This is a genomic window from Candidatus Neomarinimicrobiota bacterium, from assembly GCA_022573815.1.
In the GTDB taxonomy this organism is placed as follows: domain Bacteria; phylum Fidelibacterota; class SORT01; order SORT01; family SORT01; genus JACZTG01.
Genome location: JACZTG010000010.1, coordinates 45050 through 67410, shown reverse-complemented (window position 1 = coordinate 67410; position 22361 = coordinate 45050). Strand labels below are relative to the sequence as shown.

The following is a 22361-nucleotide window of genomic DNA, read 5'->3' as shown; positions in this document are numbered from 1 at the left end:
TTTAAAGTTTTGCGCCTTTTGCCCTGAATTCTTTAAGTTTGTCTTGTAAATTTTCATCGTCAACCGCCAATATTTCAACTGCGAATATCGCCGCATTTTTTGCTCCCGCTTTTCCAATCGCCATAGTTGCCACGGGAATTCCCGCCGGCATCTGAACAGTGGAATACAATGCATCTATTCCGTTTAAATGTGAACTTGACAGCGGCACTCCGATAACGGGCAAAGTTGTATGCGCGGCTACTACACCTGCAAGATGCGCTGCCATCCCCGCCTGTGCGATTATACACTTGAATCCCTTTGAGCGAGCTTTCGACACATATTCTGCCACATCAGTCGGATTTCGATGAGCAGACAGAACTTTAGATTCGTAGCTAACGCCAAAATAATCCAAATATTCTTCGGTGGCTTTCACATTTTCTGCGTCTGACACGCTTCCGGAAAGAATTGCTACTAAATGTAATTTATCGTTCATATTTTCGTTCCTTATTGCTAATAATTTATGATTCTGAATTTACAATATTTCAATCTTTTGTACGAAAACTTTTAGCCATCAGTTCAAGTGTTCTGAGATATTTTAGCTTTTCATCTCCGGGAGAAAACACAGCTCCGTCAATAAAATACCTTCTTCCGGTTTTTTCATCGTAAAAAGCGAATGATACATAGGGTCCGCCAAGATGTTCATCTATCTTTTCATATAAACCCCTGACTTTTAAAACCACCCAATCGCCAATCTTTATTCTTTCGGAAAAAACGTAATCACGATTTACTCTAACGCTGTCAAATAATGAGACGCCGAGCTTGTCTCTATTATTCAGTATCCAATCTACGTCAATTACGGGTATATCGTCCACCTCCTCCCACTGAACCAAAAACCATCTTCTAACTCCGTGACTCGCTAACCACAATATATGATTTTCCTTATCATCAAGCACAACCTTGTAATCAAGGGGAATTTTAAAAGTATAGCCATGGTCGTCCATTATACTCTCTGAAAGCCTGCTGAGGGTTCGTTTACCGAGAACTCTGGTTCTTGCTCTCTCATTCGCAGCATCGTTAAATTTGCTGAATAAGAAATATGAGTTTTCTTCAATTTTTATTCGCAAATCTTCTTCTTTCCATGCCGATAAAATCATCAATTTCTGATCGCGGGCAAATTGATTATCCGTTATGACCACATAAATCTCACCCTTCCTGATCTTTGCTATCACATTGCTTCCCAACATGTCTTTTATAATTTTAGTTGTTTTTCCTTCTTTGGATAAAGTGCCTAAAATGAGAAGATTTTTCTGCCGTAATCGATTATTTAACATCGACGGAGGAGACCAAAATAGAGTTAGCAGCTTTTCCGTTTGAGGCGTATATATCTTTCTTTCAAAAACTTTTTCCAGTAAGGGTCGATATTTCACCCAATCTGAGGAATCCGCTATAACCGCAATCACATTTTCACCGCCTAAGGACATTTTTTTCCTTTCTGAACAGCCTGAAATCAGAGTAAAAATGAAAAGTAAAATAGTTATCCGATTCACACCGATTCTCCACGCCTTAAATAATACAGCACGCCTGAGCCGGTGCATCTTCTGCCGAATGATGTCCATTTTCCGCCCATCAGCCATGAAATCTTTAACGTCCAAATCAGCAGCAGCCAATTGATACTCCACCTTGCATTCCACCGATGTTTATCGGCTCTCTTTAATGCTGACATAAAAACGTTATGAAGTGTATCCCAGGGAATATTTCTGTAATTGGAAACAGAAAATCCATGATTTTCCGCTAATTTAGTAAGATGCTCTCTGTCAAAATGATACAGGTGTCTCGGTAGATCAAGTCCTATCCAATCACTTTTATATTGTTTTGCGTCATAACTTTTGATATTCGGAAGAGCGATAAGCAGATAGCCGTCATCTTCCATAAGTAATTTTAACGACTCTAAGGTTGCTGACAGGTCGGAAACTTTATCAAGTGTGTGCCACATCGTTATCACATCGAACTTTTCCGTGTTTTTTTCTACCAATTCATCTAACGTATTCACAACGTCAAGACCGTAATGTGAAATAGCGTAATCCATTCCAAGTTTATCAACCTCAATTCCCTGTACTTCCCATTTTGCCGTTTTCATCTCGAACATAAAATCTCCGGTACGGCAGCCAAAATCCAATAACCTCCCGATTGTAGGCAGCTTGTCAATCGCTCGCCTTTTCCACCTGACAGATGCAGGATGAAATATTTTAAAAATCCAATCAGATATTGATTTCGGCTCGGCCAATATGTTAAAAGCATCGCCGCCTACCATAAACGGAGCGCTATGTTTTTCCTGATCAACAGGTCGCGGATTGGTATACAAAAAACCGCAGTCCACACATTTAACTATATCGTATTTGTTGGAACCCGATTCAGAAAGTCGGTCGCTTGATGTGAGGTAATGATCGGAACTTTCCGACCCGCACAAAGCACATTTAGTCTCTACCAGCATCGCTTATTATCTTTTCCGTCTCATATTCAATGGTGCAAATTCAACTTCCCTCTCAGCGATTTTCACACTTTTAACGCGTATTCGAATTTTATCTCCAAGTATATATTTTTGCTTGTTATTCCGTCCTATGAGCCTGTGTCTGTCTTTTTCATATTCATAATAGTCATCGGTGATAAGCTTTATGGGAATGAAACCCTCAACAGGAAATTCAATAATCTCAATAAACAGCCCTGCGCCGATGACGCCGCTTATTATGCCGTCAAATTCTTCACCTATCTTTCCGGAAAGAAATTTCACTTCCTTAATTCGCGCATAATCTCGTTCCGCGCTGACGGCTATCCCTTCACGCTCAGAACTCTGAATCGCTATCTTTTTAAGTCTGACTCCGTCGGAACGTAAATTGTTTCCTCTGGATTTCTTCGCATATTTCTTTAGAAGTCTGTGTGCGATCAAATCGGGATACCTTCTAATCGGCGAGGTAAAATGACTGTAATACTTGAACGCAAGGGCGAAGTGTCCCACATTCTTATCGGAATAAATCGCTTTCGCCATTGAACGGAGTGCAACTTTTTCCAAAAGGTCTTTTTCGGGTAATTTTTCGATAATCTCCATTATATCTCTGAAATCTTCCGATTTTATTGGAGAAGATATTTTCACCTTAACGCCAACAAATTTGAGCATTTCGAATAGATTTTTTACCTGTTCCTCTTTGGGTTTATCATGGATTCGATAGAGAAAGGGTAGTTTTTCAGCTGCTCGCTCGCCGGCAATATGGCGTGATACTGTTCTGTTTGCGAGAAGCATAAACTCTTCCACAAGTCGGTGACTTTCTAATCGCTCTGCGCGGTACACATCAAAAGGCATACCGTTCTCGTCCAGCCTGAATTTTGATTCCGAGAGATCGAAATCTATACTCCCGTTTGAAGCTCTCACTTTCCCCAAAGTTTTTGCGATCTTATTCATCCTATTGAGTTCTTCAAAATATTTTCCCTTGCCTTCGTCAAGAATCTCCTGAACTTCATGATACGCAAAACGATGTTTCGATTTTATAATCGATGGAGTGATATTATAATTCTTTACTTCCCCCTTACTCGTTATCTCTAATAATACTGAAAATGCGTATCTTTCCTCATTAGGTCGAAGACTGCACAAGTCATTTGAAATTCGCTCGGGAAGCATTGGTATCACATGATCAATAAGGTAAACGCTTGTAGCTCTATTAAATGCTTCATTGTCGAGCGCTGTGCCTTCCTTGACGTAATGACTCACATCCGCAATATGAATACCAATTTTAAAATTACCGTTATCCAACAGTTCAATCGACATTGCGTCGTCGAAATCCTTCGCTTCAATCGGATCAATGGTAAAACAATCTAAATCTCTCAGGTCAAGGCGGTTTTTTATCTCATCCATTGTTATTCCATCACTTAGAGAATCCGACTCGGACATAACTTTTTTCGGAAAAGTTTTACTTAAATTATATGTAGCGCAAATGGATTCGAAATCCGTGCCCGGTTCGTCGGGAAAGCCGATAATTTTAATTATTTCAACAACATTGACTTCGGATTCGGTATCAGATATGAGACGGGCAACAGCTTTTTGTCCCGGTTTACCGTTTTTCTCTTTGCCTTGACTCACGGGAAGGTTTGTCTTTAATGCTCTTTCATCGGGTACAAGAACGAAACGACCATTTTGTTCTTTCAGTGTACCGACAATTTGGGTTCTTTTTCTCTCAATAATTTTGGTGACTTTCCCCTCAGGATTTGGGCCGAACTGCCTGCGGGAAGTAATCTCAACGCTCACTACATCACCTCCGAGCGCGCCGCCCATATCATCTGCGGAGACGTATACATCCAATTCCTCTCCGGTAACTACAAATCCGAACCCTTTCATCGTAACGGAAAGAATACCTTCTAATGTTCGGGTATTTAGTATTGAGGAATAACGAGATTTCGGATGTTTATGAATCTTACCTGTTCTTTCCAGAGAATTAAGGAGCCTTTTAAATCGCACATATTCATTGGAATTTACTCCCATAGCACGGGCGATATCCTTCTGTTTAAATCTTTTTCCTGCCTTCTTTTCAACGAAAGCGACTATTCTATCTGCTAATTGAGCCAACTATATATTAATCCTTATTTTAGTATAACTAATAAATATACCGCAAGCAGATGGGAAGTGCAATTCCGATAAATTCAATGTTTAGAGGGTTTAAGAGCGATTCTGACTTACTAATATACTATTTTTTACCAATCGGCTGTTAAAAAATGTGTTGTCACTAAATGCCTTTTTTGCCTGAGACAAGAGCCACTGTTCCCATCCCCATTCGTTTCACGGTAACAGATGTAAATCCGGCTTCTTCCATCATCACCGCTACTCTGTCTGCATCCGGCACATTTGCTACCGACTCGGGGAGATAATCATATGCCTTTTTATCTCCCGTTATTAATCCTCCCACAAATGGAACTATTTTTTTAAAATAAACAGCGAACATCTTGCTGAACAATGAAGATTTCATAGGTGTTATTTCGAGAGAGGCAAACTTTCCTCCATTCCTTAAAACTCTATGGACTTCGCCGAACATTTCAGCGATGCCATCTACATTTCTCAAAGAAAATCCCGTTATCACCGAATCAAATGTCTCATCACGGAACGGCAATTTCAGTGCATCCATTCTGCCGAATGAAAACCGCTCCGACCGGTTTCTTTTCTCTGCTTTCTTTTTTGCTTCTTTCAGCATCTCGATTGACAAATCAGCGGAATATATCTCTTTTACGCCATATTTTTCTACCAAAAATCCAATGTCTCCTGTCCCACATGCGATATCCAACACACGGTTTGCTCCTTCCCGGCAAACTTCGCGCGCCGCAAGCGTTTTCCATCTCCGGTGGAAACCTGCTGTCATAATATCATTCATCAGGTCGTATCGGCCTGCGATATTGTCGAACATTCGCTGAACGGCTTCCTTTTTCTCAAGCGGAGCTTTCTCTTTATCTGCGTATGGAATCACTGACATTTATTACCTTCTATTTTTCAAATTCAAGAAAATATAGCACACATTCCAATCAAAATCTTCACGAGTTTCCAATCGTCATTTCCATTCCGCTTTTACGACAGCATCCTCGCCGAAGCGGGCACGGATGGAATCAATGGCGGCGTTCAGGAGAACCTGTTTTTCTTTGCCGGCGCTTTCGCTGAAGATTTCTGTTTGTCCCGTAGAACGCGACAACCTGAAAGCCTCTATTTCCAGCATACGAATTCGTATTCTCCTTTTCACCGTCTGCTCGAAAAGATTGCGGCTCGCCGAATAAACATCATCATCAAGAAAGAGCGGATGACGAAGTCGCGCCCTCCCCCGCTCCTCCATTTCATCGGAATAAACAACAAGAAGCCGGATCTCACCCATAAGAAGATTCCGCTTTCGCAATTCGTATCCGATGCGAGCGGTCATTTTGCCCACTGAAGCAAGCAATAAACCCCAGTCGTTTGTGTCCTCAGCAAAGGTAAACTCTTCCCGCAGAGACGGCTGAACTTTCGGAATCTGCACAGGAGAATCATCTATCCCCTTCGACTGACGATGCACAGGACTGCCGTCCTTCCCGATCAGCATAATGAGATGTGCCTCGGAGACGGCTGCCACCTGTCCTATCTTCAGGAGATTAACCTCCTGCAACGCCTGGAAGACGAGCTTGTCCACCAGCGGAAGTTTGTGAATGTGGTAAGGACTTATAAATGACGCTTCTTTGCCTTTTTCCACCTCGCGTATCGTCAGAGGCTTGGTTACGAACGAAGCGATTCTGCTGGTTAGTTTGTTACTCGCCACGCCCATAGCGCTTTGCAGATTCAGACGCTCCCGAATTTCCTTTTGTATCTTCATTGTGATATCCAAAGGAGGACCGAATAGCCTGGCAGTTCCCGACAGGTCAAGGTATGAATTGCCCCAATGGTGCGGCTCCACTAACGGCGTGAAATTGGAATAAATCTTGCGAAGAGCCGCTGACGCCATACGATACAATCGCCTGTTCGGGGGAAGAATAACCGCCGTCGGTGACAGACGAATCGCCTGCTGAAGAGGCATTCCCGGAAAAACGCCATCCTCCCGCACTTCGTCAGACGCAGCCGTAACAAGGCTCCGGGCGGAATTTATCGGCGCCACTATGACGGGTTTCCCTATTAGGGATGAATCGGCGACTCGCTCCACCGCTACGGGAAAAGATGGAACCTGCACCGCCGAAATCTGTCTCTCGTTCAGTCTCATATATACGCCTTTTGTTCACTATAGTCTAATACACCTGAAAATCAGTGTCAAGCGGAGTAGCTGAAAACATTTTCCTGCTTGACAATCATATTCCAAAACAGTATTATTACCCGACCCTTTAAACTTATCCGGCGAGATGGTAAGGGAATGAAAAATGAAAAAAATATTATATACATCCGCTCAAGGGCGGATTTTTTTTGAACTCAAAGGTAAAATATGAACGTTAAGGTAAAAGCGACAATAATGGATTCCGACGGATTATCCCGAACCATAACACGCTTGGCGCACGAGATAATCGAAAAGAATAAAGGAACAAAGGACTTAGCGATTATAGGTTTACGGACGCGTGGTGAATTTCTGGCGCGGCGTATCGCCAAAAAAATCGAAGAGATTGAAAACAATAAGATGGAAGTAGGGATTTTAGACGTCTCTCTTTATCGTGACGATTGGCGCGAATCTATGAAGCATCCTGAAGTCAGAGTATCGGAAATCCCGTTCGATATTGATAGCAAAAATGTAATCCTTGTGGACGATGTGCTTTACACAGGACGCACTATCCGGGCCGCTCTCGATGCGCTCATGGATTATGGAAGACCGGCAAGCATCCAGCTTGCGGTTCTTGTTGACAGAGGTCATCGCGAAATGCCTGTGGCTCCTGATTTTACGGGCAAGAATATTCCAACTTCCATCGGAGAGGAAATACGCGTCAAAATGACCGAAATCGACGACGAAGATTCCATTCTGCTCGTTGATGTGGAGAACTGATGAGCCGGTTATCAAGCAGGCATCTCCTGGGACTCGACGGAGTTCCTAAAAAGGATATTCAACTTATACTCGATACGGCGCTTACATTCCGTGAAGTTTTGGACCGGCCGGTTCCTAAAGTCCCTACGCTTCAGGGAAAGACCATACTGAACTTCTTTTACGAACCATCCACCCGGACTCGAATGTCATTTGAACTCGCCGAAAAACGGCTCTCGGCTGACAGCATTAACTTCAGCAAATCCGGGAGCAGCACTTCCAAGGGGGAGACACTCCGCGATACGATTGAAAATATAGAGGCGATGAAAATTAATATGGTAGTTATCAGGCACTCGGCGCCGGGTGCTGCCAAACTTATGACCAAATATGTCGATTCCAACATTATAAACGCCGGCGACGGCGGGCATGAGCATCCCACACAGGCGCTTCTCGATATGATGACGCTCCTCGAACGGGTCAAGAGCCTCAAAGGACAGAAAATTGCTATCATCGGCGACATTAAACATAGTCGCGTGGCGCGATCGAATATTCACGGGTTAAAGACAATGGGCGCGGAAGTAATGATTTGCGGCCCTAAAACACTCCTCCCTTATGAGGCGGAAGCTCTTGGTGTTCATATTTCCACCGACATAAACGAAGCTCTCGAGTTTGCAGATATACTCAATATCCTTCGAATACAATTGGAGAGGCAAACAGTAGGGTTATTCCCTTCCGTGAGAGAGTATCGAAAGTTTTTCGGGATTACAACCGACAGGCTGAACTCCACAGGAAAAACGTTTACTATCATGCATCCCGGACCGATTAATCGTGGCGTTGAGCTGGATAGCGATGTTGCGGACAGCGAGCACTCTGTCATACTAAATCAGGTATTCAACGGCGTCGCAGTTAGAATGGCAGTCCTTGTCTTACTTTCCGAGGCTGATAAAATTAAAGGAAATGTTAACTGATGTCCGAAAAATTTTCGGAAAATAAACTACTGCTCATCGAAAACGCTGTCATTGTGGGCAAATCCACATCGAAAGTCTCTATTCTAATTGAAAACGGCATCATTAAAGAGATCGGCTCTATATCCAAACCTCCCTCCGATGTATTCAAAGTTGACCTGAATGGCGCTTATGTCTCTCCGGGATGGGCGGATGTTCACGTTCACCTTCGTGAACCGGGCAGAGAAGATGAAGAAACGATTTTATCGGGTTCAAACGCAGCAATGGCGGGCGGTTTTACGGCTATCTGCTGTATGCCGAATACCGACCCTCCCCTTGATTCGGAAGATATGATCAGATCTGTATTGAAGAGTGCATCAGGTCATTTGGTTGAACTCTTCCCCATCGGAACCGTTTCCAAAGGTCGCCGGGGTGAGGAGTTAGCGGAGATGGGTTCTATGGTTGGGGCAGGAGCGGTCGGTTTTTCCGATGACGGCGACCCGGTAGAGGATGACGCTCTGATGCGCATCGCTCTTGAATATTCTCAAATGTTTGGTGTTCCCATCGTAAATCATTCGGAAGTTAAAGCTCTTGCGAAGGGCGGAGTAATGAACGAAGGCGCTGTTTCGGCACGGCTCGGAATACCGGGGATTCCTCCTCATGCAGAAGATATTATGGTTGCGAGAGATATCAGACTGCTGGAACTTACTGGCGGAGTTTTGCACGTTCCGCATATCTCTTCTGTGGAGACAGTTGAGCTGATACGACAGGCAAAATCAAAAGGGCTTCCGGTTACCTGCGAGGTAACGCCGCATCATATCAGCTTAACAGATTCCAACTTTGAAAAATTCGATGCGGCATATAAGGTCAATCCGCCTATCCGCACCGAGAAAGAAATTGAGGCTCTTTGCGAAGGACTCGCCGACGGCACAATAGATTGTATCGCCTCCGACCACGCGCCTCATTCTCCAGAGGAGAACGAAGGAGACCTTTTAGATGCGCCGTTTGGTCTTGTTGGACTCGAAACTTCATTTGCGGTTTGCGTCAAACAGCTGTTGGAAAAAGGTGTGCTGAATTTAGAGCAATTGGTTGACAAATTTTCGACCGCTCCAAGGAAAATCTATGGCTTACCTACAGCCGAGATTAAGGTCGGAGCAAAAGCGAATATGACATTTTTCGATACTGAAACTGAGTGGACGGTAGATTCAACCAAATTTCTCTCAAGGTCGAACAACACTCCTTATGAAGGCGAAAAGCTAAAGGGAAAAGTGCTCGGCGTTGTGAACGGTGAGAAGATTTATCTGAATCCACCCACTTAATATAGATATTTATTCGGTTATAGTAAGCCTTAAAACGGCGCTGACAGTGAGTTCGGCAGCCTCCATCAGGTCTTTGACGCTGATATACTCATCATGCCCATGCGCCAGTGTATGCTCCAGACTCTTCGACAGTCCAAAATCAACTCCGTCGGGAAACATCCTTGCTTGAGTTCCGCCACTGATGGAAACCGTATATCCGGGAGTTCCCGTTACTTCCTCCCAGACTTCCAAAAGGGTTCTTACTAATTTTGTGTCTTTTGGTACAATATGCGCCGGTCCGTAATCTGTGATAACGAGCATTAAATTCGAGCCGTACACTCTGTTAACATCCTCAACCGCCATCTTAAGATTTTCATCAATAAAGGAACGAGTTATTCCCGTGGGAATTCTAAGGCTAATGGTTGCCGTAGGAGAATTCTTCGTAACTTTCACCGTGGCTAAATTGACAGTGAGGTGTCCCATTGCTGAATCGTCAAAAGCAATACCGAGTGAAGTTCCATAAATATCTTCTCCAAGGAAATCGCCCATAAAATAAGCAAGAGAACCCCACCGGTCAGGTGTTAGATCCAATGAAGCAAGAAACGCGGTTAGGTCTCCCAAAGCGTTATGGCCTTTTTCCGGTAGTGCAGAATGTCCTGTTTTCCCAATAGCTTCTATCTTTATTTGCTCTCCATCGGCGCTGAGAATAAATTTTGCGGGAGCGTGTTCTTCTTCCCACTTTAACGCTAATTCACCCAGAACAGCGAAAGCGTCTGCTCCACCGGTGAGAATCGCCTCAGCCCTTTCAGGTATTATGTTGTTCGCAACTCCTCCTGATATTGAAATAATATTCCATTCTCCCATTATTTCGCTCATACCAAATTCTTCCGAACTGACCGTAACAAGTCGAAATCCTTTTTGAGAATTTGTTACAGGATACGATGCATCTATTCCTATTGTAATATCAGGGAGCGGCGCTCGTTCTTTATAATACGCAATCTCATCCCAGCTGGACTCTTCACCGTTCGCTATCAGCAGTTTCAGAGTATGATTAAACTCCCAACCGGTATCCTTGAGGGCTTTCAGGACATATAGCGAAACGATTACTCCGCCTTTATCATCTCCCGAGCCTCTGCCGTATATTTTACCGTCGATTAGCTCAGATTCCCAAGGATGAAAAGTCCAACTTTCCTCCACTACGTTTACCACATCACCGTGGGTAAGAAGCGCTAAAATAGGTCCGGGACCCGGCACACTTATTTCATCCATCCTCCCGTCATAACTTTTAAAATCAAATCCTAATTCCACAGTTTTTGATTCCAACCATTCTCTCTGACGTAAAAATTCCGGCGCATCCCAGTTATCTCTTCCATCTTCCGCATATGTGCGAAATGCTATCATTGTCTGAAGGTCTTTGACGATTGACTCGCCGTACCGCTTTACGACATAATTCCGTAAAATAAGCGATGCAGTGCCGAGTCTTTCTTCAGCTACATATCCTTCATCCCGAATTGCAGTTACATCTTTCAGAAAGTCCTTGTCACCGCCGGAATTAGCGGAAAATATCAACGAGTTAAGATACGCCTTGAATGCCGTTCTCCCGTCAGGGTTTTTCTCTACACTAACAGCGTCATCACTTTCCATAAAAATTTGCTGCACGGTTTTTACCTGTGAACAGCTTAATAATATGATCGAAACCGCCAAAATTGGAATATGTAATATCACAGATTTCATCTTAACTCCTTGATATATATCACATTAATTAGAAAGGACTAACAATCTATTTAACTCTTCGTTATTAAAATATTCACTTCTTTTAACGCCACATCTCTCAACGGTTTTATACTGTTATATTCTTCACTCGTAAAAGCCTGAACTGCCTTTTCACGGGAAGGATATTCTAATATTAAAACAACATGGGGTGAATCTCCATTTCCCAAATTTTGATCTATCATATACTTTGAAAGAACCACTCCGCCATGAGCTTCTCCATTGGCATTTGATCTTTTAGCATATTCTTCATATTCCGGAGTATCCATCCCTCCCTCATTGAAGGTAGCTTCTATAATCACAATACATTTCTTATCTTCATCCATTTTTGTTTATCCTATTTTAATCTGTTTTAATTAGCTCCTGCCAATATTTCAATTGCTTCTCTGTTTAATCTGAATACCGTCCACTCGTCCATCTGAACAGCGCCGAGATTCTTATAAAAATCGATTGCCGGTTCATTCCAATCAAGAACAGCCCACTCAAGCCGGCCACAATCCTCATCCCGGGCTATCTCTGCCAATCGAATTAACAGCGCTTTGCCGAATCCCTTTCCCCTTGCATCCGGCTGCACAAATAAATCTTCCAAATAAATTCCCTTTTTACCTAAAAAAGATGAAAAATTATAAAAATAAATTGCGAATCCGACAGGTTCGTCATTGTAGAAAGCCAACAATACTGAGGTGTTAGAGCCTTCTCCGAAGATACTGTGTTTCAAGATCTCTTCGGTTGTAATTACATCGTCTTTCATTCGCTCATATTCTGCTAAATCCTTAATAAAACGCAAAATCAGCGGCAGATCATCTACAACAGCCTCTCTAATTTCAAATCCATCAATCTGAGTCATTCTTTTTCCTAATTAGTAAGTAGTAATTCCGAATGATGACAATTTAACTATTCTTTGGAACTGTCCAACGGAAATTATTTAGAATTTATAGTTGCGGAGAGGGTGGGATTCGAACCCACGTTACCTATTAAGTAAACACGCTTTCCAAGCGTGCGCATTCAGCCTCTCTGCCACCTCTCCCAAATATCAGGGCGTAAATTACCCCTGTTCCGATGAAAAGGCAATCTGATTTATTCCGTGAGTATTAATTCGCTGTATTGTAAGGGAGAATACTTCTTAATTGCTCAATTTGGTTTATTATTTTGCTAATTGTATCTACGCGCTGGAGAAATAGGGGAATCAAATGAATATTAACTTATACAAAACATTTTTAGCGGCTGCCGTTCTTTCGTTTTTCGCTTTCAGCTCTAACGCTTTAGCCGGAGAAGCGCACGAACACGAGGAATCAGCCAAGAATCTCGAAAAAATGTTAGTAGCGCCCTGCTGTTATCGTCAACCTGTTGCTTACCACGATTCAGGCGCTTCAACAGAAGTAAAACTTCGTATAAGGGAACTTCTTTCGGAAGGAAAATCTGAAGAAGAAATACTTGATGAATATGTAGCGAAATACGGCGAGCGGATATTATCGGCTCCCCGTGCTGAAGGATTCGGTTTGGCGGCGTACATCCTCCCTATTGTAGCCATACTCCTTGCGACTACAGTCATTGTTTTAAGAGGAACGAAAAAGAAACCCGTACTCATAGAATTCAAATCATCCGCTAAGCCCGGTTCTGATTATGATGACCGGTTAGATCAGGAACTGAAAGATTATTAACTTTTATAGTTGGAGATGATTACCGGAAATGAGGTAATTGAGAATGTAATCTTCAACTGCTTCAGTTAGCGGAGTCGTTCCCTTTTCATACCCCGCGTTAAATAACTTCTCCATCTCCGCTTTAGTAAAGTACTGATACTGTTCGCGTATATTATCAGGCATATCTATATAATTTATTGTAGGAACCATATCCACGGCGCCGAAAACAGCGCCTATAAGGCTGTTCCACGTTTCCGCCTTCCCTGAGCCGAGATTATAAATTCCGTTCAGAGCCGGATTATCGAGAAAAAAGAGCGTCATATCAGCGGCGTCTTTCACGTAAAGAAAATCACGTTTTTGCTCTCCGTCTTCATAATCGCCATTGTAAGATTTAAAGAGGTTCACTTCGCCGTTTGCCCAGATCTGACGGAACGATTTTCGCACCATACTTTGCATATCGCCCTTATGATCTTCATTCGGACCAAAGACATTGAAATATTTTAATCCGACAATTTTGTCGAGAAACCCATTCTCCCAAGCCCACAGATCGAACATTTGCTTTGAGCGGGCGTATTCATTCAACGGTTCCAATGTTGGAATCAGATGTTCGTCATCCAAATACCCTCTATTTCCGTTGCCGTAAGTGGCTGCGCTTGAGGCGTAGATAAAACGAATATTGTTCTCAATGGCGTACGTCGCTAATTTCTGTGTATAACGGAAATTATTTTCGTACAGATAATCTTTGTCAGTCTCTGTTGTGTCCGAGCAAGCCCCAAGATGTATTATCGCTTCGATATGGTCACCGAATTTACCTCTTTCCAACTCTACTATAAAATTTGACTTATCCGTATAACCGGAATAATTTAGCCGCTTATAATTATCGTCCTTAGTTCCTTTAGGATTGTGGTCAACGATGAGTATTTTCTTTTCGCCCCGATTATTCAGAGACCATACTACGGCGCTTCCGATAAGTCCTGCGCCGCCTGTAACAATTATCATATTATTTAACCGTGTTTTTCATTTCGGAAAAGATACTAAAATAGTGACTGAATAGAAATGCCTACTTTTGGTGGAGCGCAGGAGGACATAAATATCTAATATCAGAATCTGTCATTTAATTTAATTTTAGCTGCACAGATCCTGAGTCGGTCGCGAGAATAATTCGAGGCGTTTCCCCTGCAATGTTAAAAGATTTTTTCATGTAAACAATGCCATCAGCTGTAAATTCCTCTTCCGAATCAAATGGATATGGAGATGAGATTATTCCTATGTCTTTTCTGGCTGTAAATTCAAAATAGCCCTCAATAATATTATCGTTATAATTAAGTATAAGGTCACCTGACCGACCAGACATATTTATATTGCCTCCGGGACTTTTCGCCAATGAAACTTCCACATTACCGGTCAGAGAACTAAAAGTACTCTGATTCTCGATTACGACCTCATTCAACTGAATATTTCCCGATGTGGAGCTGACATCAAACAGCCCGGCGAGAGAATCAACAGTGAAATCACCCGAGAGAGATGTGAACTCGTAATAGCCCCTGCCCCATGTAATATAAAGATCACTTGAAATACCATTAAATATTATTTCGAATGGAGTTGGAACATTGAAAAAGAATTCTGAACTTCCTTCGCAGTTATCTTCAATAAATTCTTCATTGACAAAGAGGGTGCTGTCGATCTCTATGAATGTGGGAGTATAGCAAGAGGCAGGATAATCATAATTTACTGTTACAATTATCAAGTCGCCGCTATATGCCTGAATATTTGTTTCTCCCGCTTTCTGGCTTATCTCAATGCGGTTATCATCTTGAAATGAGCCGATGAGCTGCAGTAAATTATCGGGCTCCGGCTCTTCACACGTTAGCGATGTCATAATAAACAGTGAGATAAATATTATAATAGACAGATGCTTCATATGAAAAACAGTGATGTTATTAGAGAAGATAACCAGAATTGGCTTAAATCACACTATGAAACTCTACTTTTGTGGAGCCGATGGGGGTCGAACCCACGACCTCTTGAATGGCATTCAATATACATATACAGCGTATGTATATTATTAAATTCTTTTCGATATACTAAATTTAGGTTAGAGTGTTAGTGCGTTTTATTTTCTGTTTTCCATGACAATTTATATATTTTTCCCCACTATCACAATAACATGGGTCATCGTCGTTAATATTTTCGCCAACATAGATTGCTTTATTTTTATTTCCCACTTCAAAGTCTATTTCCCCTTGCGATGGTGTTTGATATGTAAACACTGTCTCTCCGTTGTGGCTAGTAATTACGAAATCACCCATTGTTATCAAATTCATTCCTATCAGAACATCTGCTCCACTGATTGTTTTAACTTCAACTACTTCTAGCTCAGGAACATGTAAATTATTTCTAAGCACAGCATTTAGGAAATAGGTATCTGCATCTTCCTCAGTCCCACCAATACCTATTACGTCCACTTTTCCAGATGATTTTAATCCGAGGGACTGAACGACCATTTGGTGTAATGCATGTCGAAGTAGCCCCAGTATCCCAAATTGCATCAAATCGAATATATTTAGAAAAGTCTGGAACATCCACATATGGATATAATGCAATTTCAGTTAAAATTTCTCGCGCTAATCCATTATATAATTTTGTAAATGCCTGAATCGGGTTGCTTTCAAGGTCTTTTGATTTTGAATTAGACAATTACTCTCGAATGATAGGTTACTGTAAAGTCTTTCTTACCTTGCGAAACATACTGTATGAGAAATGTTCCAACCTCATGGTCTTTTGAGGTAATTGAATATGCCTCAGATTTGCTATCATATGCAGCAATTACTTCATCGCCAATAATAACGATATATTTGCCATCGTACTTTTTGACAAGTTCAGATTGGTTTTTCTTATAATAGTTAAATTCGTTATCCAACATAATTACCCCTCGCTAATAATTATCGCTAAAATATAAGAAATATTAAGCATAAACCAAATTTATTTTGCTTTTAAGCAATGTTTTTATATAGTTTTGTAAGTCTTATATACTTGTTATTATTGATGATATACGATTTTAATTTAATTTCTTTGTTTTCTTACTACATACAACCAATGTGTCAGGGTGATATTTTTCAGTCCAAGAACTTGGTGACCGTACCAAGTGATGCTATCATTGTGGAGCCGATGGGGGTCGAACCCACGACCTCTTGAATGCCATTCAAGCGCTCTCCCAGCTGAGCTACGGCCCCATATTTCTGGTACACTATAATAATCTGATTACCGCTTAGAAGTCAAGCGTTTATTAGTTCATCCGATGGATTTCCTGAATGAACTCCTGCGTGTCTTTATATTGCCTGTAAACACTGGCGAAGCGGATAAATGCTATCTCGTCTAAAGCCTTCAGCTTCTTCATAACTGTTTCGCCTATTATCTTTACAGGCACTTCTCTCCTTCCCAGGCTGCTGAGTTCTAATTCAACATCGTTCACTATATCGGAAATCTGTTCGAGAGATACGGGACGTTTGTTGCAGGCGATCTGAATCGCCTTTTCTACTTTCTGGCGGACATACGATTCCCGTCTGCCGTCATTTTTAACCACCATAACGGGCGTGTTCTCAATATATTCATACGTAGTAAATCGTTTTGCGCAAGATTCACATTCACGTCTCCGACGGATAGCGTTTTCACTGGCAACCATTCGTGAATCAACAACCCGGGTGTTCGGCGAATCACAATAAACACATTTCATATTTTTATTCTCCTCTCATCAGACAAGGTAATCGTAAATGGGAAATTGCTCACACATTTCCCCAATGGTTATTTTAATTTCTTTTCGGATATTCTCATCATCAGGATTTGAAATTACCTTATTGATAAAATCGGCGATGGTTTTCATCTCATCCTCTTTCATTCCGCGTGTCGTAAGAGCGGGTGTTCCAATCCGTATCCCGCTTGTCACAAACGGGCTTCTCTCATCGTAAGGCACCATATTTTTGTTTGTAGTTATTCCGGCGGCTTCAAGAGATTCTTCAGCCGCTTTCCCTGTCATATTTTTATTTGTGAGATTCAGCAGTATAAGGTGTACATCTGTTCCGCCGGAAACCACCTTAAAGTCATGCTCAAGTAAACGGTCGGACAATGCTTTTGCGTTCGCCACGACCTGCTCGATGTACGTCTTGTATTCAGGCTGCAAAGCTTCTCCGAACGCCGCTGCTTTTGCGGCGATAACGTGCATCAAAGGTCCGCCTTGAATTCCCGGCATTATGTTGCTGTCAATCAGCTCCGATATCATTTTTGTTCTTCCGGATTTCGGGGCAACCACTCCAAAACTGTTTTCAAAATCCTTTCCAACCAGTATCATTCCGCCACGCGGACCGCGCAATGTTTTATGCGTGGTTGTGGTTACTATATGGCAGTGAGGAAGCGGATCATTATGAATTCCAATCGCAACCAATCCGGCGAAATGAGCCATATCACACATCAAGAATGCGCCGATTTCATCCGCTATTTCACGAAACTTTTCGAAATCAATATTACGCGGATACGCGCTGCCGCCCGTGACGATGATCTTCGGTTTATGTTCTCTTGCCGTCTTGACTACCTCATCAAAATCTATAACTTCCCTGTCTCTGGTGACGCCATAAGATACCACGTTATATATCTTCCCTGAAAAATTCACAGGCGAGCCGTGTGTGAGATGACCTCCCATGGAAAGATTCATTCCCATAAGAGTATCGCCCGGTTGCAGAAAAGTAAAATAAACTCCCATATTCGCCTGAGAGCCCGAGTGAGGCTGAACGTTTACGTATTCAGCGTTGAAAAGTTTTTTTGCTCTATCACGCGCGAGATTTTCCGCCACATCAACATAATTGCAACCGCCGTAATATCGTTTTCCGGGATAACCTTCTGCGTATTTATTCGTTAAGACGGAACCGGCTGCCTCTAAAACTTTTCGACTCACGAAATTTTCTGAGGCTATCATTTCGAGCGTCTGTCGCTGGCGGGCAACTTCACCTCTTATTGATTCGTAAAGTTCCGGGTCTTCTGTTTTAAGTGTGGATAGCAAATCAGATCCCTGTCAATTCGTGGATTTTTTCTACCCTGCGGTCATGTCTTCCGTGCTCAATATCAGTTGTGAACCAAGAATCGAGAATTTCTTCGATGGTATCTGATCTGTCCATCCTCGCGCCGAGGCAGAGAAGATTAGCATGGTTATGCTGTTTGGCGAGTTTAGCGGTTTCTATGGAGCTGCAGAGAGCGGCGCGAACTCCGGGCAGCCTATTTGCCACCATGCTCATACCTATTCCCGTTCCGCAAATCAATATACCTTCGACGGTTTCTTTATCGGAAACAGACTTGGCTGTAATATATGCAAAATCCGGATAATCGATAGACTCGTTGGAATGAGTGCCAAAATCTACGACTTCATATCCCTTGCCATTAAGGTAGTCGCTTATTTCTTTCTTTAGCTCATAACCGGCATGGTCAGCGCCGATAGCTATTTTCTTTTTACCGACCTCTTTATCCAATCGTAGCAATCGCCTATAGGTTTAAACTTTGTAGGATGCATAAATATATCACCCTTATTGGGAGACATCAGAATCAGGAATTCTGCTCTCGAGCGTGCGGGACCATAACCAAGTTTCGCGGCTTCATTCACATCATCCAACGCTAATTCATAAACTAATTTATCGTGTATGGAAGCTACTTTAGCGCCTTTGTCAGCCTGGCAGGACAAAGATACTTCTTCGAGAATCAATGCTCTCACATAATATCCTCTACCGTCTTTCGGTTTAGCCCTAATGCTTTTGTTTGCCCATGAATATGCTGTTTTAAATTTTCCATCTAATTTGTATAGATCAGCAATATCATATAAAATCTGTTTATCATTCGCTCTAAGCTTGAGCATCCTTTTAACTGATTTAATCGCCGATTTCGTGTCATCAAGATTTTTGTAACTATTAGCGATGCGATCAAGCGCTAAAAAATGATTGGGGTCTAATACCAGCAATTTCTCGTATAAGCTCACTGCCGTTTCATAATCTGCTGCTTCATATACTGAATTGGCATATTCAAGCAGGTATTCAGGATTATCAGGATTATCCTCATACCGCCCCTTTAGAAGTTCCGTTGGGTCGCCTCCGAGAAGCTTCACCACCGTAACCATGTCATTCCTTGCGGATATATCCTGATCGTCCAAAGCAATTATTTTATTTAATACTTCAAGATCCTTTTCGTAATATGCGTTCCTGAAATACAGATCATGCAGTTTCCGCCAACGTTCAATATTTGACGAGTCCAGATTTGCAATAATTTCATTTTCACTTATTACCTTATCGGTCTTGCCAACCAACTGATAGAGGAATGCAATGTTTTCGTGTAACGCTATGTCATCGGGTTCTTCTTTTAAGCCTGTTTCAAAAGCCCACATAGCGCTATCGGGTTTTTCAAGTTCTCTATATGAATTACCAAGATATACCCAAATCTTGTCGCCATATTTTTCTGTACAGCCGCCGTTTACCATTTTGGTGTAATTTAATAAGGATCTTTCAAAATTTTTATTCTTGAAATATTCAAATGCTGTGGATAGCCAGATTTTGCACTGTCTGTCTTGTACTCTTGCAATAGAGTCCTGCCTCGCTTTTTCAGCTGCGCTCATAACCTCATCACTGACACCGCCGGGCGCGCAGCTGGTAAGCACAGAATAAACGAATGCTGTAAAGAGTAATCCTACCAATCCTTTCTTCTTAATGATTTTTAAACTTACAGTCATCTAACGCTCCTTTATGTTTCTTGATAGTTTATCTACCTTTTCGAACAAACCACGCTTCGCTGGCGGAATATCCTATACTGAAAATAATTCCTTTTTCTTTTGGTAAAGTAGTATTTCCGGTATCTCTAAATACGAACGCCACACCTAAATCAAAATTTTCTTTGCCGTTATGAATCGGAATTCCCAAGCCAAAGCTAAACGATGTTTCAAATATATCACCGTTATCAAATGTTTTCACATAAAGTTTACGAAAACTCGCTCCACCCCTAAGAGCTATCCTACTGTAAAATGGAACCCTTGTAGTTATGGAATTACGCTCAATGCCGCTCAATATATCGTAAGCCACACCATACTGTCCATCAAAATTTGTATCAAACGAACTCCAATCACTACGCTGGTACTCAAGAGCGTAGCGATATCTATCCCAAAAGCTATAGCTCAATCCTAATCGTAATTCCACAGGATAATTGATATCTATTTCCGGTCCGATAATATCGTCCGTGAATTGTGAATCAATATCTCTTTTTATGGCGAAACCAATCGGCAATGAAAGAGACAACGCATACATAAATTTATCTCGCTGTACAAACGAGCTGAGCGTGAAAATACTTCCGTTGAACGATGTAAGTTTGGTAAAATTTCCCTCCCTGAATCCTGTTCCTTCAAACACCGTATTCCATTCTTGAATTTTATTGCCAAAAATCCAATCGTTTTTAATTCCGATTGATAAATTATCTTTCACGAGATAAGCTACTCCAAGTCCGAATGTACTTATCCCTCCACTTCCATCAACACGCAGGTTCCATGGTACATCATTTGTAACGCCGGATTGAACAAGAGCATAATTTGAACTGCTTAGAGGATATACTCCGCCCGCTACTACAAATTCGGGACCGAGGGGAAAACCCATACTGAATCCGCCGAACTCAGTAAATGAACCATTCACCCCATTTTCTACCTGATTATAATTCGTATTGCTCAGGAAATTGATACGAACAGGTCTGACGAATATCCATTGAGCAGGATTCCATCGGCTGTAATTGTAAGCATCGTTTAATACGATGTTTACTCCGCCCATCCCGAGAGAACGCGCTGAAACAGCCGTCTGTCTTTCTCCGATTCCAAATTTACCGCTTAAACTTCCTCCAAAAAGAGTTTTTGTGGAAAATTCAACAAGGAGCAAAATTATGAGTAGCGATTTATTTTTCATTTTAAAAATCCGGTGGTTCTATATAGAATATGTCAATATCCGGTTTCAGAGCATCACTATCCATACTATTGCCGCTTATTAAAGAAATTCGAAAGATTTGGCTGTGTTCTCCGCTGCTCCATATTGCAATTCCGAGATTATCCTTAGCGCCTGCTACCCACTGTTGAATAAATGGCGATAAGTTCAGTGTAAGGGTAGTACCGCTCAGAGGCACGCTAATATCAAGGGAATCGCTCCTGCTTATCTTTACGGGTAAACCAGTAGAACCTATTGAATCAAGAAAACTGTATCGTAAGTCGAATAAGATTCCCGGCACAGCGCTATTTAAAGTAGGTAAAATAGATTTATCATAATCGATTGTAAATGTAATTTCGGATTTCGAGATAAGAGCATCAGACTGAATTTGATCAAGTAGATTTGGAGCAAACCTGATAAATGCTCTATGCGCCGCTCCTCCTCCCACGTATAACCGTTCTGTGTCGGTAACGGTTAAATCTTCTAATATCTTCATCGTGTAGCCGTCAGCAGTAGCGCTAAACCTATTAGTGATTGGTTCTCCGTCTTCGGTATAGTTGATTCGCAGTACCGGTAAGAGTGAAGATATTCTTCCGCTGGATCGAGAGTGAGAGGAAATGATAAAACCACCGGGACCATCATTAAATATCAGCACACCGTTAGTATCCGATTCTTCCTTCCAATTTTGATATACCGGAAGAGGAACATTGAAAGAGATAATTTGCGTGATGCTGTCGGCTGTTCGCCAAGGCGCTGATGTAGAATCATAAAGCTCTTCTGAGGCATTGATAAAATCATCATAAATAAGATCCGAGAGATTATCTTCAGTCCAGGAAAGAGTATTTTTACGCATCAAAATATTTATGGCATTTACGGATGAATCTCCGATAGTGTTTGCCACTGACATTTCTAAAAATATATCGCTTATTGTAGAACTGTCGGGAAGACTTATATTTCCATGAAACTTTATCAGCATAGCCGATTCATAAATATCAAATTTACCAACCAAATTTTGCGCTGTCTCGCCTCTATTCGGCATAACGCTCCATGTGCTGTCCGATATTGATGAAAATGGAATGTTTTGAAAGTTGGCCTGATCAACCGGCGCAAGCACACTGTCTATCACATTAACATACTCTGTGCTGTCACATCCCGCTGCTGAAAACAATAGAAATAATAATCCAATCGGTAAAGAGCATTTGGATTTACGAGGACTTTTAGATTGAGCAGAATATATCAATTGGTTACCTTGAATTGA

At 41.9% G+C, this 22361-nt stretch carries 22 protein-coding genes and 2 tRNA genes; 4 read left to right on the top strand and 20 right to left on the bottom strand.

What is annotated here, in order from left to right; genetic code table 11:
- Position 1 precedes the first annotated feature (1 nt).
- The 5 genes from purE to IIB39_05940 all read right to left on the bottom strand — a co-directional run bounded on the left by purE (position 2) and on the right by IIB39_05940 (position 6728).
- On the bottom strand, positions 2 to 472 hold the full coding sequence (purE, locus tag IIB39_05960) for a 5-(carboxyamino)imidazole ribonucleotide mutase (GenBank protein ID MCH8928245.1): 471 nt from the start codon (positions 470 to 472) through the stop codon (positions 2 to 4).
- Positions 473 to 521: 49 nt separating this feature from the next.
- The gene (locus tag IIB39_05955; protein ID MCH8928244.1) at positions 522 to 1646 is read right to left on the bottom strand and encodes a DUF4837 family protein; all 1125 of its coding nucleotides are present in this window, start codon (positions 1644 to 1646) and stop codon (positions 522 to 524) included.
- A gap of 830 nt (positions 1647 to 2476) precedes the next feature.
- The gene (gene rnr / locus IIB39_05950) at positions 2477 to 4591 is read right to left on the bottom strand and encodes a ribonuclease R (GenBank protein MCH8928243.1); all 2115 of its coding nucleotides are present in this window, start codon (positions 4589 to 4591) and stop codon (positions 2477 to 2479) included.
- Between the two features lie 157 nt (positions 4592 to 4748).
- The gene (locus IIB39_05945) at positions 4749 to 5486 is read right to left on the bottom strand and encodes a ubiquinone/menaquinone biosynthesis methyltransferase (GenBank protein ID MCH8928242.1); all 738 of its coding nucleotides are present in this window, start codon (positions 5484 to 5486) and stop codon (positions 4749 to 4751) included.
- A 75-nt stretch (positions 5487 to 5561) separates the two neighbouring features.
- Positions 5562 to 6728 (bottom strand): hypothetical protein, encoded by a 1167-nt coding sequence (locus IIB39_05940; protein ID MCH8928241.1) that lies wholly within the window; start codon positions 6726 to 6728, stop codon positions 5562 to 5564.
- Positions 6729 to 6944: 216 nt separating this feature from the next.
- Here IIB39_05940 and pyrR point away from each other — a divergent pair, with 216 nt between their 5' ends.
- From pyrR to IIB39_05925, 3 genes are read left to right on the top strand one after another with little or no spacing between them, the layout of a single operon-like run.
- On the top strand, positions 6945 to 7493 hold the full coding sequence (gene pyrR / locus IIB39_05935) for a bifunctional pyr operon transcriptional regulator/uracil phosphoribosyltransferase PyrR (GenBank protein MCH8928240.1): 549 nt from the start codon (positions 6945 to 6947) through the stop codon (positions 7491 to 7493).
- Positions 7493 to 8437 (top strand): aspartate carbamoyltransferase catalytic subunit, encoded by a 945-nt coding sequence (locus IIB39_05930; protein ID MCH8928239.1) that lies wholly within the window; start codon positions 7493 to 7495, stop codon positions 8435 to 8437. The genes pyrR and IIB39_05930 overlap by 1 nt, the downstream gene beginning before the upstream one ends.
- Positions 8437 to 9732, top strand: coding sequence for a dihydroorotase (locus IIB39_05925; GenBank protein MCH8928238.1), 1296 nt, complete (start codon positions 8437 to 8439; stop codon positions 9730 to 9732). Before IIB39_05930 ends, IIB39_05925 begins: the two co-directional genes overlap by 1 nt.
- 9 nt (positions 9733 to 9741) lie before the next feature.
- Here the strand turns inward: IIB39_05925 and IIB39_05920 are convergent, their stop codons facing one another.
- From IIB39_05920 to IIB39_05905, 4 genes are all read right to left on the bottom strand, one after another.
- On the bottom strand, positions 9742 to 11445 hold the full coding sequence (locus IIB39_05920; protein ID MCH8928237.1) for a Sapep family Mn(2+)-dependent dipeptidase: 1704 nt from the start codon (positions 11443 to 11445) through the stop codon (positions 9742 to 9744).
- Positions 11446 to 11495: 50 nt separating this feature from the next.
- Positions 11496 to 11807: a DUF1330 domain-containing protein gene (locus IIB39_05915; GenBank protein MCH8928236.1), complete on the bottom strand. Its 312-nt coding sequence runs from the start codon at positions 11805 to 11807 to the stop codon at positions 11496 to 11498.
- Between the two features lie 26 nt (positions 11808 to 11833).
- Positions 11834 to 12328 (bottom strand): GNAT family N-acetyltransferase, encoded by a 495-nt coding sequence (locus IIB39_05910; protein MCH8928235.1) that lies wholly within the window; start codon positions 12326 to 12328, stop codon positions 11834 to 11836.
- Positions 12329 to 12422: 94 nt separating this feature from the next.
- A tRNA-Ser gene (locus IIB39_05905) sits at positions 12423 to 12508 on the bottom strand.
- Between the two features lie 163 nt (positions 12509 to 12671).
- Here IIB39_05905 and IIB39_05900 point away from each other — a divergent pair.
- Positions 12672 to 13142 (top strand): cytochrome c-type biogenesis protein CcmH, encoded by a 471-nt coding sequence (locus IIB39_05900; protein MCH8928234.1) that lies wholly within the window; start codon positions 12672 to 12674, stop codon positions 13140 to 13142.
- Between the two features lie 3 nt (positions 13143 to 13145).
- On the opposite strand, the gene rfaD is transcribed toward IIB39_05900, so the two are convergent.
- The 11 genes from rfaD to IIB39_05845 form a co-directional block, all read right to left on the bottom strand.
- Positions 13146 to 14120 carry an ADP-glyceromanno-heptose 6-epimerase gene (rfaD, locus tag IIB39_05895; GenBank protein MCH8928233.1) on the bottom strand — a complete coding sequence of 325 codons (975 nt, stop codon included), beginning with the start codon at positions 14118 to 14120 and terminating at the stop codon, positions 13146 to 13148.
- A gap of 115 nt (positions 14121 to 14235) precedes the next feature.
- The gene (locus tag IIB39_05890; GenBank protein MCH8928232.1) at positions 14236 to 15000 is read right to left on the bottom strand and encodes a hypothetical protein; all 765 of its coding nucleotides are present in this window, start codon (positions 14998 to 15000) and stop codon (positions 14236 to 14238) included.
- A 211-nt stretch (positions 15001 to 15211) separates the two neighbouring features.
- Positions 15212 to 15586, bottom strand: a complete 375-nt coding sequence (locus IIB39_05885) for a hypothetical protein (GenBank protein MCH8928231.1) — start codon at positions 15584 to 15586, stop codon at positions 15212 to 15214.
- Positions 15587 to 15810: 224 nt separating this feature from the next.
- Positions 15811 to 16044: a hypothetical protein gene (locus tag IIB39_05880; protein ID MCH8928230.1), complete on the bottom strand. Its 234-nt coding sequence runs from the start codon at positions 16042 to 16044 to the stop codon at positions 15811 to 15813.
- 237 nt (positions 16045 to 16281) lie between these two features.
- Positions 16282 to 16354 (bottom strand) — tRNA-Ala (locus IIB39_05875).
- A gap of 53 nt (positions 16355 to 16407) precedes the next feature.
- Entirely contained in the window at positions 16408 to 16854 is a 447-nt protein-coding gene (nrdR, locus tag IIB39_05870) for a transcriptional repressor NrdR (protein ID MCH8928229.1), read from the bottom strand.
- Positions 16855 to 16872: 18 nt separating this feature from the next.
- Positions 16873 to 18171, bottom strand: a complete 1299-nt coding sequence (locus tag IIB39_05865; protein MCH8928228.1) for a serine hydroxymethyltransferase — start codon at positions 18169 to 18171, stop codon at positions 16873 to 16875.
- A gap of 1 nt (position 18172) precedes the next feature.
- A complete protein-coding gene (gene rpiB, locus IIB39_05860) occupies positions 18173 to 18634 on the bottom strand; it encodes a ribose 5-phosphate isomerase B (protein ID MCH8928227.1) in 462 nt (153 codons plus the stop codon).
- A complete protein-coding gene (locus IIB39_05855; GenBank protein ID MCH8928226.1) occupies positions 18604 to 19878 on the bottom strand; it encodes a hypothetical protein in 1275 nt (424 codons plus the stop codon). The genes rpiB and IIB39_05855 overlap by 31 nt, the downstream gene beginning before the upstream one ends.
- 28 nt (positions 19879 to 19906) lie before the next feature.
- Positions 19907 to 21088, bottom strand: coding sequence for a hypothetical protein (locus IIB39_05850; GenBank protein MCH8928225.1), 1182 nt, complete (start codon positions 21086 to 21088; stop codon positions 19907 to 19909).
- 1 nt (position 21089) lies between these two features.
- Positions 21090 to 22271 (bottom strand): hypothetical protein, encoded by a 1182-nt coding sequence (locus tag IIB39_05845; protein MCH8928224.1) that lies wholly within the window; start codon positions 22269 to 22271, stop codon positions 21090 to 21092.
- Between the last annotated feature and the right edge of the window lie 90 nt (positions 22272 to 22361).